This is a genomic window from Altererythrobacter sp. GH1-8, assembly GCF_043702085.1.
Taxonomy (GTDB): Bacteria; Pseudomonadota; Alphaproteobacteria; order Sphingomonadales; family Sphingomonadaceae; genus Erythrobacter.
Genome location: NZ_CP171690.1, coordinates 2,682,727 through 2,696,705 on the forward strand (window position 1 = coordinate 2,682,727; position 13,979 = coordinate 2,696,705).

Annotated in this window: 9 protein-coding genes; 5 read left to right on the plus strand and 4 right to left on the minus strand. The window is 60.9% G+C overall.

What is annotated here, in order from left to right; all coding sequences use genetic code 11:
- Nucleotides 1–38: 38 nt before the first annotated feature.
- From ACG9DO_RS13035 to ACG9DO_RS13050, 4 genes are read right to left on the minus strand one after another with little or no spacing between them, the layout of a single operon-like run.
- Nucleotides 39–1,157, minus strand: coding sequence for an FAD-dependent oxidoreductase (locus tag ACG9DO_RS13035; RefSeq protein WP_394728596.1), 1,119 nt, complete (start codon nucleotides 1,155–1,157; stop codon nucleotides 39–41).
- On the minus strand, nucleotides 1,154–1,903 hold the full coding sequence (locus ACG9DO_RS13040) for an SDR family NAD(P)-dependent oxidoreductase (RefSeq protein WP_394728598.1): 750 nt from the start codon (nucleotides 1,901–1,903) through the stop codon (nucleotides 1,154–1,156). The genes ACG9DO_RS13035 and ACG9DO_RS13040 overlap by 4 nt, the downstream gene beginning before the upstream one ends.
- Nucleotides 1,900–2,745, minus strand: a complete 846-nt coding sequence (locus ACG9DO_RS13045) for an alpha/beta fold hydrolase (RefSeq protein WP_394728600.1) — start codon at nucleotides 2,743–2,745, stop codon at nucleotides 1,900–1,902. The genes ACG9DO_RS13040 and ACG9DO_RS13045 overlap by 4 nt, the downstream gene beginning before the upstream one ends.
- Nucleotides 2,746–2,760: 15 nt before the next feature.
- Nucleotides 2,761–4,266: an aldehyde dehydrogenase family protein gene (locus ACG9DO_RS13050; protein ID WP_394728602.1), complete on the minus strand. Its 1,506-nt coding sequence runs from the start codon at nucleotides 4,264–4,266 to the stop codon at nucleotides 2,761–2,763.
- Nucleotides 4,267–4,431: 165 nt separating this feature from the next.
- Here ACG9DO_RS13050 and ACG9DO_RS13055 point away from each other — a divergent pair, with 165 nt between their 5' ends.
- From ACG9DO_RS13055 to ACG9DO_RS13075, 5 genes are all read left to right on the plus strand, one after another.
- The gene (locus tag ACG9DO_RS13055) at nucleotides 4,432–6,315 is read left to right on the plus strand and encodes a beta-galactosidase (RefSeq protein WP_394728604.1); all 1,884 of its coding nucleotides are present in this window, start codon (nucleotides 4,432–4,434) and stop codon (nucleotides 6,313–6,315) included.
- Between the two features lie 206 nt (nucleotides 6,316–6,521).
- Nucleotides 6,522–9,731, plus strand: coding sequence for a TonB-dependent receptor domain-containing protein (locus ACG9DO_RS13060; protein ID WP_394728606.1), 3,210 nt, complete (start codon nucleotides 6,522–6,524; stop codon nucleotides 9,729–9,731).
- A gap of 164 nt (nucleotides 9,732–9,895) precedes the next feature.
- Nucleotides 9,896–10,681: a hypothetical protein gene (locus ACG9DO_RS13065; RefSeq protein WP_394728608.1), complete on the plus strand. Its 786-nt coding sequence runs from the start codon at nucleotides 9,896–9,898 to the stop codon at nucleotides 10,679–10,681.
- Nucleotides 10,674–12,416 (plus strand): sulfotransferase, encoded by a 1,743-nt coding sequence (locus ACG9DO_RS13070; RefSeq protein ID WP_394728610.1) that lies wholly within the window; start codon nucleotides 10,674–10,676, stop codon nucleotides 12,414–12,416. The genes ACG9DO_RS13065 and ACG9DO_RS13070 overlap by 8 nt, the downstream gene beginning before the upstream one ends.
- The gene (locus ACG9DO_RS13075) at nucleotides 12,413–13,948 is read left to right on the plus strand and encodes a tryptophan halogenase family protein (protein WP_394728612.1); all 1,536 of its coding nucleotides are present in this window, start codon (nucleotides 12,413–12,415) and stop codon (nucleotides 13,946–13,948) included. Before ACG9DO_RS13070 ends, ACG9DO_RS13075 begins: the two co-directional genes overlap by 4 nt.
- Nucleotides 13,949–13,979 lie beyond the last annotated feature (31 nt).

Genomic DNA, 13,979 nt, shown 5'->3' on the forward strand with positions numbered 1-13,979 from the left:
GCCTCGCACTGCGAATGGTTACGTTCCTCACGCTTGGCTCACCCGTATTGATCGAGCCAGCGTTTGTCGATTGCCTCTTTCCAGCGCGCCGCCCACGCGCCCTGCGCGCCGAGCCAGCCATAGGATGCGATCGCTTCTCCGCGCCCGGTCGAGAGCAGATAGAGGCTGGCCGGACGCGGGGTGTAGCTCGCCGCAGGTTCGCGGCCTTCAGCCAAAGCCCGCAGATTTCCTGCGAGGATCGGCCCGGTATGCACCGCATGGACGCCCGCATGGGGAATGCGCCGATCCATTCGCTGTGCCACATCTCCGCTCGCAAGGATATGCGGGTGCGAGGTCGAGCGCTGGTATTGGTCGACCGCGATAAAGCCCTGTTTGTCCGTCGCAAGACCGCCTGCGCCCGGCCATTGCGGTGCGCCGCTGCCCACCGCTGCAATCACAAGATCGACAGGCTCGAGTGTTTGGCCTGAAACGGTCAGAGCGCCATTTTCAAACGCCGCGTCCTCTTCGATGAGCGGTATTCCCTGCCGTTCCAGCTCGCGCTCAGCCAGTCCGCGCACCCAGCTACCCAGATCGGGCAAGAGGCCTGCGCTCCCCGCGATCAGCGCGACTTGCGGTGCTGGCATCATCCCCTTTGCGTTGCGGATCGCGAAAGCGAGTTCGGCCCCGCCCGCGCCGCCGCCGATGACCGCGACATTCAGCGGCTTGCCATTCACTTGCGCCGCGATTTCGTGCCAGCGTTCGATAAATGCGGCAATGGGCCGCACATCGAGCAGTTTGTCGCTTGTGCCGAGAACCCGTGCGGCCTGACCCACGCCGCCGGTATCGATGGAGGCAATACGGAACGAAACTCTCTCGCCCTCGCCAAGCGTGACCTCTCGCGCATCCGGATCAATCGCCACCGCACGATCCCTGACAAATGCGATCCCGGCTCGCTCGCAAAGTCTGGCCAAGTCCACCAGTCCATGCGCAACATCATGCTGGCCGCTGATAATGCCAGGAACGGTCCCTGAGTACCGCGCGTGGCTGGCGGGATCGATCAGCGCGGCGCGCTCGACTGGCAAGCCATTGTCGATCCAGTCCTTGAGTACCGCAAGCTGCGCATGTCCGCCGCCGATCAGCAGCAGATCGAAAGCCTCCAGGCTTGCAGTTTCATTCAAGCGGTACGCGCTCCGTCAACCGGCATCACCACACCATTGAGATAGGCCGGCGCGCTGCGCAAGAGCCAGTCGACCACCTCCGCGATCTCTTCCATCTCGCCAAAGCGCGCGATCGGCGTTTCGACCCGCAGCTTGTCGAAGATTTCCGGCATGCGTTCCTCGAACTCGCGGAACCGCTCGGTGGCGATGATACCCGGCGCGATGACGTTGATGACGAGGCCCTGCGACGCGTAATCGAGCGCGGCCGACTTGGTGAGGCCGATCACGCCCCATTTTGCGGCCGAGTAGTCGCTCATATTGCGGGTGCCGCGCAGGCCGCCGGTCGAGCTGTTGTTAACGATCCGTCCGCCCCCTTGCTTCAGCATCAGCGGGATTTCAGCCTGCATGAGATGAAAAACCGAAGAGAGGTTGACTGCAATCGCGGCATCCCAGCGTTCAGGCGGGGTTTCATGCAGCGGCGAATCCCCCAACGTATTGCCGATATTGTTGAACGCGCCGTCCAGCCGCCCGTGCTTTTCCTCAATCGCTGCGATCAGCGCATGGCAGCTTGCCGCGTCAGTCCCGTCGAACTGCATCGCTTCAGCCGACCCGCCACCTGCCCGGATTTGCGCGGCGGCTTCCTCGCATGCCTCAAGCCCGCGCGCAGCGAGGATCACGTGGCCCTCGCCCTCGCCCAGCTTGAGCGCGGTCTTGCGGCCCATGCCGGAGCTTGCGCCAGCCACGAGAAAGATCGGTCCGTCAGTCATGAATGTTTCTCCAGGAATGCGTTGATCGCCGCCGCCTTCGCTTCAGGCGTGGCACAGTCGCGGGCGAGTTCGACCTGCGGGATCAGGCTGACAACTTCATCGGTCGCTTCATCGAGCGCGCCATCGGCATGGCTGAGCACCAGCACGGGCACCGCCAGCCGCCCAAGCGCGCCGCGAACGTCGTGTCGGAATACGGCCTCATAAGGCTGGTGGTAGGTTTCAAGGCTGCCCAGTACGTCCATGGTGAGATCGTGCAGGATGCGCGCATCGAACACCCCCTCCGGCCGCCTGTGCGCATTGTCCTTCTTGTAATGCGGGTAGAAGAACATCTGGTCGCGGATGAAATTCCATGCCCAGTGAAACTGGCTGCCAGTCTCGTCAGGAGTCTGATGCGGAGCGTAACGTTCGAGGAATTCCGCTGCCGTCGCCTCGTCCATCAGAGCAACCCCATCGAGGATCAGTGCGGTCACGCGCTCAGGCTGCGCAAGCGCCCATTCCATCATGATATGCGAGCCGGTGTGCGTGCCGTACAGCGCGAACTTATCCAGCCCCAGGGCCGCGCTGCCTCTCGCGAGCATATCGGCAAAGTCCGCCATCGCAGGCGTTTCCATGCCAGGCGAGCAGGATTGCCCATTGCAGGGATTGTCGAAGGCGAAGAGAGAGCGCCCCTCACCCAAGGCATGCAGCAAGGGTTCAAGCGTCTTCGAGGCTGCGGGCGATGCGTGCGAGAGGACCAGCGGAACACCGCCGCCGCCGCACTCTCGCTTGCGCAGGTGCAATTGCCCCTCGGCGATGCGGACATAGGCCTTGTCGACATAGGCTTTGATTTTCTGGGCTGACATTGGCCCTGCCCTCCCTCAGTCACCCATGCCGAGTTTCGGCAGGTCGAGCGGTTCCTGCGGGATCATGGTTGTCTTCTCTTCCGTAAACAGCTCGACCGATCCGGGCAGACCATCGCGCCCGATGCCCGACTGCTTGTAGCCGCCGAACGGTGCGCGCAGGTCCCGCGCCATCGGCGTGTTGACCCACACCGTGCCTGCCTGAAGTTCGCGCCGCGCGCGCATCACGGAAGGCAGATCATTCGACCAGATGTAGCTCACAAGGCCGAACTCGCTGTCATTGGCGCGGGCCAGCGCATCGTCGAGATCACGCACCCGCTGGACCGCCACGAACGGCCCGAAGATTTCGTCCTGGCAAAGGCTGGCCGAATTGTCGGCCGCTTCGACCACGGTCGGTTCGAAGAAATAGCCGCGATCAAACCCGTCCACTTTCTTCGCGCCTGCAAGAATCTTGTACTCCCCGCCTGCCTGCGCTTGCTCGGCAAAGCTCAGAACGCGGTCATAATGCGCCTTGAAGGCGAGCGGGCCGAGTTCCGTGCCCGCCACAAACGGATCGCCGATCCTGACCTTCTCCACCCGCGCAACCAGCGCGTCGATGAATCTGTCGGCGATCGCGTCCTCGACCATGATGCGGCTGCCCGCGAGGCATTGTTCGCCATTGCCTGCAAGAAAGCCCATCAGCGCACCATCGACCGCGCGTTCAAAGTCCGCGCTTTCGAGGATAATGTTGGCCGACTTTCCGCCAAGTTCCAGCCCGACTTTCTTCAGGCTTCCTGCCGCGTCCGCCATGATCCGCTTGCCGGTCGCTGTCCCGCCAATAAAGCCGACAACGTCGACGCCCGGATGCCTGACCAACTGCGTGCCTGCGCCTGCGCCCGGCCCGGTTATGACTTGCACCACGCCTTCAGGAAGACCCGCTTCATGCAGGATTTCGACCAGACGCATGATCGCAAGCGGCGCATATTCGCTGGGCTTGACGATCACCGAATTGCCGAGCGCAATAGCCGCTGCCATCTTCATGGAACCCAGCACCAAGGGCGCGTTCCATGGCGCGATCAACAGACCGACGCCAACGGGCTCGCGCGTCACAATGGAGAGATAGCGGCCGGTCTGCTCGTAACTCTCGCCCGCCAGAGAGGTGGTCAGCTCGCCGAAGAAGCGGAAATTCTCCGCCGTGCGCGCGACATGCATCCCGCGGATTTGCGGAAACGGCATGCCGGTTTCGAGCGTCTGCAGCGTCGCAAGTTCGTCTGCATGGGCAAGGATCGCTTCTTCGAATTTCGCCAGCATTCGCGCGCGGTCGGCTGCGATCATCTTGCGCCACGGGCCATTGGCGAAGGCATCACGCGCCTTCGTGACAGCGGCTTCGACTTCAGCCTCGCTCGCGTCAGGAACATCGACCAGCGCCTCTTCCGTCGCGGCATAGATCAACCGCGAATGGCCTTGCTTCGGCCCGCCGCTCGCCCAGTCGAGACCGCCGGGCAGCGCTGGCGTGCCGTGCGGCAGGCTGACATCGATCTTCATGAGAGATTCTCCCCTAGGTATCGCGCCATGTTCCCTAAGCATGGGCTGTGCGAACCTTCAACGCTCGAACGGCCAGTTCGGGTGCAATTGACCGACAGACGGAGAGATCGCGCCTCCGCACGAAGGATATTGCATGGCAGGCGCAATCCTGCGCATGTGCCGCGCATGGAACTCGGCGTTTGCTATTACCCCGAACACTGGCCGCAGGAACGCTGGGCGCAAGACGCGCGAATGATGCGCGAGACCGGCCTTTCGCAGATTCGGATCGGCGAGTTTGCATGGAGCCGGATCGAGCCGGAACCGGGCCGGTTTGAATGGGCTTGGCTCGATGACGCAGTTGAGACGCTCCATGCCGAGGGCCTCGGGATCATCATGGGAACGCCCACGGCAACGCCGCCCAAGTGGCTGGTCGACCAGATGCCGGACATGGTCGCGCTCGACCGTCAGGGACGCCGGCGCGGGTTTGGATCGCGGCGGCATTACTGCTTCAGCCACGAGGGTTACCGGGCAGAGGCCGCGCGGATTACGCGGGCCGTGGCGGAACGCTATGGCGAGCATCCCGCGATCACGGCCTGGCAGACGGATAACGAATATGGCTGCCATGACACGGTGCAGAGCTTCTCACCCGCCGCGCGCGATGCGTTCCGGCTCTGGCTGGCGGAACGATATGGCACGATCGAGGCCCTGAATGCGGCCTGGGGCAATGTGTTCTGGAGCATGGAGTATCGCAGCTTCGGTGAAGTCGAGCTACCCAATCTGACCGTGACGGAGGCGAACCCTGCGCATTGGCTGGCGTTTCGCCGGTTTTCATCTGATCAGGTGATTGCCTTCAACCGCGCGCAGGTCGACATATTGCGCGAACTTTCGCCGGGCCGGGCTATCACCCATAACGCGATGGGCTTCTACACCGGCTATGATCACTTCGATCTCGCGGCTGATCTGGATGTGCTTGGGTGGGACAGCTATCCGCTCGGATTCCTCGAAATGTTCCGCTTCTCAGAGAGCGACAAGGTCAAGTTCGCGCGCTGCGGCCACCCGGACATCGCCGCCTTCCACCATGACCTTTATCGCGGCTGCGCAAGGGATGGGCGCTGGTCAGTGCTGGAACAGCAGCCAGGACCTGTAAACTGGGCGCGGCATAACCCCGCCCCGCTCCCGGGCATGGTCAAGCTGTGGACGCTGGAAGCGGCAGCGCATGGCGCCGAGCTCGTCAGCTATTTCCGCTGGCGGCAGTTCACCCATGCGCAGGAGCAAATGCATGCCGGGCTGTTGCGGCCCGATGGGGAGCCTGCCCCGGCCCTCGCCGAAGCGCGTGAGGCTGCAGACGCTCTGGCTGAGCTCGGCGACATCGGCGCGCCGGTCAAACATGCGGCGATCGTGTTCGACTATGCAGCGGAATGGATGACACAAATCCAGCCGCAGGGTGAATGCCGGTCTGCGCTATGGGCCGCGTTCGACTGCTATTCAGCGCTCAGGCGGCTCGGGCTCAACGTGGACTTTGTCCATCCATCTCAGTTGCTTGAAGGTTACGCGCTGGTCGTGATTCCATGCCTGCCCATCGTGCCCGATGCGCTGGTCGAAGCGCTCGCAGCGTCAGACGCGCAGGTGGTTATCGGTCCGCGCACCGGCTCGCGCGACGCAGAGTTCTCCATCCCGCCAGAGCTTGCGCCGGGCAAGCTCACCGAGCTGTGCGGGTTGACTGTCGCGAAGAGTGAAAGCCTGCGTCCGGGCCTTGAACACAAAGGTGATAGCTGGGCCATTGCCCGCTGGCTGGATCACGTTGCGCCGGGACATGCGGCGGAACCAGAGTGGATCACTGACGACGGCACCCCTGCAAGTTTCCGCCATGGCCGGGTGCGGACGCTCGCCACCTGGCCGCAGGGGGCCTTGCTGCAGCAGGTCACCGAGTGCGCCGCGCGTGATGCTGGTCTTGCTGTGGAAATTCTTGCTGAGGGCACACGAAAACGAACGACTTCGCGGACAGTTTTTACGTTGGATTACCCCGGGTCGGTCTGGAAAGCAGAGCAGAATAGGGCTGAAGTTCAGTAGAATACCGCAGCTGCACAATGACCTGTTGCGAACTGGTCACACATGCAACGAAATGCCCTATTTCTTAATTCCGCAAGGTTGCACAAATACGTCGTGGGGAGCAGGACTTGACGCAGGACTGGACAAGTCGCTGCAGACGTAATGTCTGTTCTGTGTTGCACTCTAACGATATGACGGCTGGGATCGCATATTCGGGGGACTATTTGATGAAAAAGGGAATCGCTTTTGCGACGCGCAAATCCGTGCGTCTTTATGCAAGCGCGGGTGTTTCGGCACTCGCCGTAACGCTTGCCGCACCTGCCATGGCGCAGGATCAGCCAGAAGCTGAAGAAGACGAAACGGTCTTCTTGGACGATAGCACGGTTGAAGCTGCCGATGGCGGACCGATCGTCGTCACTGGCTCGCGCATTCGCCGGAATGAGACGACCAGCGCATCGCCGCTGACGATCATCAACCCGGACCTTCAACGCAAGCAAGGCCTGACGACGGCTGCCGAAATCATCCAGCAGTCTCCGATCGCCAATGGTTCGACCCAGATCACGTCTGCAATTTCTGCCAATACCATCTCGAACGGTGGTCCGGGCGCAGCAACGATTTCGCTCCGCGGTCTCGGCGCTGAACGAACGCTGGTTCTTCTCAATGGTCGCCGTTCTGGTCCTGCCGGAACGCGCGGCGGTGTTTCCGCCTTCGACCTGAACGTGCTTCCCGGCTCGATCATCGAGCAGGTAGACGTGCTGAAGGACGGCGCATCTTCGATTTACGGTTCGGACGCTATCGCAGGCGTGGTCAACATCCGCACGCGGCGTTCAACCGACGGCCTTGAGCTTGACTTCTTCCGTTCGCAGACATTCGAATCGGGTGGTGAAGAAACCAACTTCAGCATTGCCTGGGGCAAGGAATTCGATCGCGGTCACATCCTCTTCGCAGGCGACTATTACAAGCAAGACATGCTGCGCCGTCAGGACCGTGATTTCCTGGGTTGCCCTGAAGACTACGTATTCAGCGAAGATGGCCAGCGTCGTCTTGACCTGATCGATCCGCGCACGGGAGAATTCGGATGTGTTGGCGGCACGTCATGGGGCCATGTGTGGACCTATTTCTCATCCAACCTGCAAGACCAGGATCCAGGGTTCATCAATCCGTCAATCGTGTCCCTGCTGCAGTTCAGCTATGGCAACGACAACCTCGGAGCTTACATCCCCGCACCGAACCCGGCGGCGAATTTTGGCGATGTCATCGCTCCTCCGGGTTGGTTTGCAGTAAGCTATGAAGAACCGCTTCCCTATGTTTTGACCAATTCGTACCACCCGTTCGAGCAGAAATCGACGGTGATCCCTGAAACCAAGCGCTACACTCTCTATGGTGATGCGTCGTTCGAACTGACTGATGGTGTGGAGCTCTACGCAGAAGGCATTTTCAGCCGCCGCGAGAACTACATCGACAGCTATTCGCAGTTCTATAACTTCGGCTACACCGATCTCTATGCGCCGGGTGATCCTGACGATCCTTTCCCAGGCTGGACATCCTTTGGCGGCGCAGGTGCGTTCATCAGTCCGACTGGTATTCTTGACCAGTACGACAACTGGATCGATGTAGACTACTATCGCGGCATTGCAGGCCTTCGCGGAGATCTGACCGACAAGATCAGCTTCGACGTGCACGGCCAGTACAGCCTGTCTGACGGCAAATACACGTTCCAGCAGATCCTGCAGGATAGTATCTATCAGCAGACGCTGCGTGCCTATGGCTACGGCTGTGCAGGCTTGTTCACAGATGTGACTGGACGCGAATGTCTGCAGATGAACTGGGTTGATCCGCGCGTGATGGCCGGTGACCTTACTCAAGAGGAAATCGACTATCTCACCGACGAGGAAACCGGCTCGACCGAATACGAACAGATGTTCGCAGAGGCATCGATCTCGGGCGAGCTGTTTGAATTACCAGCAGGTCCGCTCGGCTTCGCACTCGGTGCGGTGATCCGCCGTGACAAGATCGACGATACGCCGGGCGATATCACCTATGCTCTAGTCCCAGGCGGCGATCCGGACAATCCGGATGATTATGTCGACAATGGTTTTGCAAACCCGTTCTCGGCAGCGCCGACGCGCGGCCGCAGCACGACCAAGGAAGCATTTGCTGAAATCAGTGTGCCGGTTCTGGCGGACAAGCCGTTCTTCCAGAGCTTCGAGCTTTCAGGTGCAGCCCGTATCACTAATGTGAGCGCAACCGCACCCGATGGCCGCAGCGACTCGAGCAATGGCAACTGGACCTACAAGCTGATGGCCAACTGGCAGGTCAACGACTGGCTTCGTCTGCGTTCGACCTACGGTACGTCATACCGCGCACCGGCTCTGTTCGAACAGTTCCTCGGCAACCAAGCGAGCGGTGCGCGTCAGCGTAACGTTGACCCGTGTGTTCGTTGGGGCGAGCAGCTCGCCGATGGCACAATCACGCCAACCGTCGCGCAAAACTGTCAGGCTGACCAGTCATTCCTGAATGGTCCTGCTGGCGGTATTCCGATCGACCACACTGGCGCTGGCATTCAGGTCACTGTGAACACGTCGGGTGGCCTGGGCGTGCTTGAGCCCGAAACGTCGAAAGCCTGGACGGCTAGCCTGATCCTGACGCCGAAGTTCGACTTCCTGCCGGACACGGATATCGCGTTCACGGTCGATTATTTCGACATCAAGGTTGAAGACGAAATCTCACAGCTTGATCCGTATTCGATCCTGTTCAACTGCTACGATTCGGTGGACTTCCCGAACAGCCCGTTCTGTTCGTTCTTCGAGCGTGGCCAGGATGGCGATATCAACAACATCCGGTTCGTGAATCGTCAGTTCATCAACATCGACGAGCAGACCAACCGCGGGATCGATTTCACGCTCCGTGTGCGTCATGACCTTGGCAATATGGGCCAGCTTTCACTGCTTGGTCAGGCAACTCTGCAGCTTGAAGACAACATCTTCACCTTCGGTGATGACCGCAACAATGACGACCCAGCCAACTTCCTGAATGGTCAGGTCGGTGATCCGAAGTTCACCGGCAATCTGATCACAACGTGGGAGAAGGGCGACACAACGATCCTTTACGGGATCACCGTGATCGGCAAGTCTTCGAGTGTTGAGCAGTACGAGTTCGACTTCGGCTCAACCTGTAACCCGCTCGACTTCTTCGAGAACGTCTATGGCGAAACTTGGTGTGTCCAGCCGTTTACCAAGGCAGTTTGGTATCACAATGCTTCGATCACGCAGGAATTTGCGGATCGTTTCGAGATCACGCTGGGTGTCTCGAACATCTTTGATACCGAGCCACCGCAGGTTTCCGGTCTGGTGACGCCATTCGCAAACGTTCCTCAGGCATCGCAGTACGACTTCCTTGGTCGCCGTGCGTTCCTGCAGGCGAAAGCCAAGTTCTAAGCGTCACGCTTGGAAGGGTAATGGTCTAATCCAACAGGGGGCGGCGTTCGCAAGAGCGTCGCCCTTTGTCGTTTGGCTTACTTGGCCGTTTAGCTTACGTTTTCCCGATTTCCCCGGGCAAGCCCTTGGGGTCGGTCGCTAATCGTCCTAAAGAAATAATCACTATGCCTTCGATCAATCTCAAACCGGACAACCTCAACGAACTCAACGCTCAGTTCGATCAGGCGCCGCTCAAGCAACACCTGTTTCTCAATTCCGTGCCGAAATCCGGCAGCCACTTGCTGCGCAACATCGTCCGCATGTTTGTGCCGGTTAATCAGCAATATGACCGCGATTTCATCCAGTATGGCAATCTGCGCGACCATTTGGCCGCCTTTGATGGGCCTCCCGCAAAGCTTGCTTGGGGCCACCTGTTTCATACTGACATCTCAGCCATCACCACCAGCGTTGCCCGCAAGATCCTGCTGGTGCGCGATCCATACACATGGGTACTCGCCAAAGCGCGGTTTCTGCTGTCTGACGGCTTTACCGGACAGCTCGACATCTTGCGCAAAGCCCCGATTACCAGCGGTGATCTGCTCAGCATGGTCATCTTCGGAATCCCCAACACCAACCCCAGCATGAAGGACACCTACACGCACAATGCGGTTGCCTGGCTTGATACAGGCGTGCATCTGGTGCGGTACGAGGAATTGCTCGCCGCTGTGCGCGATCTCGACAGCCCGGCCAGCAAAGCATATCTCCTGGGCCTGTTCGACGCCTGCGGCATCGACGTACCGCCCGACTGGAAGGAACGCGTCAAGATTGGCTCTGACCCTCAGAATAGTGGGACTGCGCGACAGAACCTGTCGGGTAATTTCTCTAAGGTCCCCAAAGAGCTGAGCGATATCCAGAAGCAGCAAGTCGACTTCGCTGCCCCAGGTCTGCGCGAGATCCTTGGCTATGACTGAGGGCGGCTTGAAAGACGATCCGCGCGCCGCCTTGCGCGACATCCAGGCAGCGCTCCGCAGGGATCGAGGCAACATGGATTTGCTCCACCAGGCAGCTGCAGCTCACCGCGCGCTGGGCGAGCGGCCGCAGGCAGAGCAGGCGGAGATCGCCGCCTTGCAAATCAGCGAGACAATACCTGCCCTGCGGGAAGCCGCGCGGCAGATGGCAGCGCGCGAATTTGGCGAGGCGAGCCGTCTCGCGGCCGAATACCTCCGCAACCGCCCGGATGACCTTGCCGCGATCACACTGTCAGCAGAGGCCGCCATCGCGCTGAGCGTGTCGCATCAGGCCATCCCGCTGCTGGAGCGCGTACTGAGCCGCGCGCCATCCTTCATGCGTGCCCGCGTGCTCTATGCCAATGCGCTGATGCTGAGCGACCGGCTGACCGAAGCCATGCGGATCATCGCCCCGATGATCGAACGGCGGCCCGACGATGTCGAGCTCGTCAATCTCTTCTCGCGCATCAAGACCGAACTCGGCGATCATGCCGGAGCGGCAGAGGCCAATCGCACCCTCGTCAAGCTCGATCCGAAATCACCAGAAGCGCATGCCAATCTCGGCGATGCCTTGCGCTTTGCGGGTCAGAAGGAAGCCTCGATTGCCTCCTATCGCATGGCACTGACCCTCGATCCGAATCATGGCCGGACCTGGTGGAGCCTCGCGGACTTGGATGCCAAGCTGCTGTCGGATGAAGACCTCGCGCAGATTCAAAAGGCGCTTGAAGCCCGGAAAGATGATCCTGAACACGCGGGCAATCTCCATTTCGCACTTGGCCTGATTTTCGACAAGCGCGGTGAGCACGACGCAGCCTTCACCCATTTCGCGGCCGGAAACCGGATGCGCAAGGATGCACAGCCCTATGACCCGCAGGAACTCACCGACAAGGTCACACGCTTCCTCGACGCAATGACCCCGGATCGCATCCCTGCCCTTGCACACGCCACTAGCGACAAGCCGACGCCGATCTTTGTCCTCGGCATGCCGCGCGCCGGCTCGACACTGGTCGAACGGATGCTGGGTCGGCACTCGCAAATCGAAGCACTGGGCGAACTGTCTATCGCGCCGCATATGGTCGAGCGGATCAAGCGTGATGCTGGCGAAGACAAGCTGGCCGAGACTATCGCAAATCTCAGCGATCAGGCGCTCGCCAATATGGGCGAGTGGTACATCGCCCGCGCCCGAGAGCATATGAAAACCGATGCATCCTGGTTCGTCGACAAACTCCACATGAACTGGCGGCACTTGCCGCTGATCCTGCGTATGCTGCCGCACGCGCGGATCATCGATATTCGCCGCGACGCGATGGATTGCTGCTGGTCGAACACCAAGGTGCTGTTCGCGCGCGGTCACCCTGCGGCGAGCGATCTGACGGATATCGCGCGCTTTTATCGCGACTATGTCCGCCAGACCGATACCCTGCGTGAGCGCGCTCCGGGCCGCATCTATCTGCAAAACTACGAAGCGCTGGTGGATGATATCGAAACCCAGGCACGCGCGATGTTCCAGGCGATGCAGATCTCGTTCGAGCCGCAAGTGATCGACTTCCACCTTTCGCAAGACCCGGTGGCAACGGCGAGCAGCGAGCAGGTGCGCAAGCCCCTCAACCGGAAAGGCATCGGTACATGGAAGCCCTATGCGAAGCACCTGACGCCCCTGCGCGATGCGCTGGGTGAGTTTGCGGAAAACCCGGCATGACTGACTCAGCCCCCTCTCCCGAACCCATCTCGCGGCTCCTGATCGTCGGCGGCGGCAGCGCAGGCTGGATGGCGGCCATGATGCTATCACGCACTTTGGGGCGTACCGCCGAGATAGGCCTGATCGAGAGCGAGGCTGTGGGTATTGTCGGTGTCGGCGAAGCAACAATTCCTCCGATCCGCCAGTTCAACCGGTTCTGCGGCGTGGACGAAGCCGAGTTCCTGCGCGCGACACAGGGCACGTTCAAGACCGGCATCCAGTTCGAGGGATGGGGCCGTCCGGGCGAGAAATACATCCATGCCTTTGGCCGTGTCGGGCAGGAACTCGATGCGGTAGTCAAGCTGCACCATTGGTGGCGGATGGGCCAGGCCGCAGGCCTGCCGGACTACCCGCGTTTCGAAGATCTCTACCTGGGCCGCGCGGCGACCGACTTGCAGCGCTTTGGCTTCGATCCGCGTAACCCCGGACAGCTCGCGCAGCTGCTGCCGCATGCCTATCACTTCGATGCGATCGCCTATGGCCAGTTCCTGCGCGGACAATGCGAAGCGAATGGGGTCAAGCGCATCGAAGGCCTGATCGCGGGCGTGGAGCGCGATAGTGAGACCGGCAATGTCACCAGCGTGACGCTCGAAGACGGACGAATGCTGGCAGCGGACCTGTTCATCGACTGCTCCGGCTTTCGCAGCATTCTGCTGGGCGAGGCTCTGGAAGAGCCGTTCGACGACTGGAGCCATTGGCTGCCCGCCGACCGCGCCGTCGTCGCGCAAAGCGAGCCGACCGGCCCCGAAATCCTGCCTGCAACGCGCGCGATCGCGCATCCTGTCGGCTGGCAGTGGCGCATTCCCTTGCAGCGGCGCATCGGCAACGGCCATGTCTATGCGAGCAGCTTTTCGAGCGACGAAGAAGCTGAGGCGCGGCTGCTCGCGACAATCGAAGGCGTAGTTACAACCGACCCGCGCATCCTGCGCTTTCGCACCGGCAGGCGAAAGCAGCCCTGGTCGCACAATGTCGTAGCGCTGGGGCTTGCCGCAGGCTTTCTCGAACCGCTGGAGTCGACCAGCATCCACCTGGTCCAGTCGGGAATCGAGCGGCTGGTTGACCTCTTCCCGTCGCGTCGGATCGACCCTTTGCTGCGCGACCGCTTCAACGCGCAGAGCGAGCTCGAATGGAGCCAGGTGCGCGACCTCATCATCGCGCATTACAAGGTCAACCAACGCGAAGATTCGGACTTTTGGCGTCACTGCGCAGCAATGGATGTACCTGATTCACTGGCAGAAACACTTGCCTTGTGGGAGGGGCATGGTCGCCTCGCCATCGATGGCGGACACCTGTTCCAGCTCGGTTCCTGGGCGCAAGTGCTGATCGGGCAGAACTTGCAGCCACAAAGCGTGCATCCGCTGACTTCGCGCGCGGATGCTGCTGCGATTGCACCCCGGCTGCGCGACATTGCGCGGGGGCTTCGCCAGCAAGCCGAACGCTTGCCTGATCATGCGGCGTTCTTGCAGCAATACTGCGCAATGCAGACGAGCTGACAGCCGGTCGGGCCACCGGGGAACGCTCGCC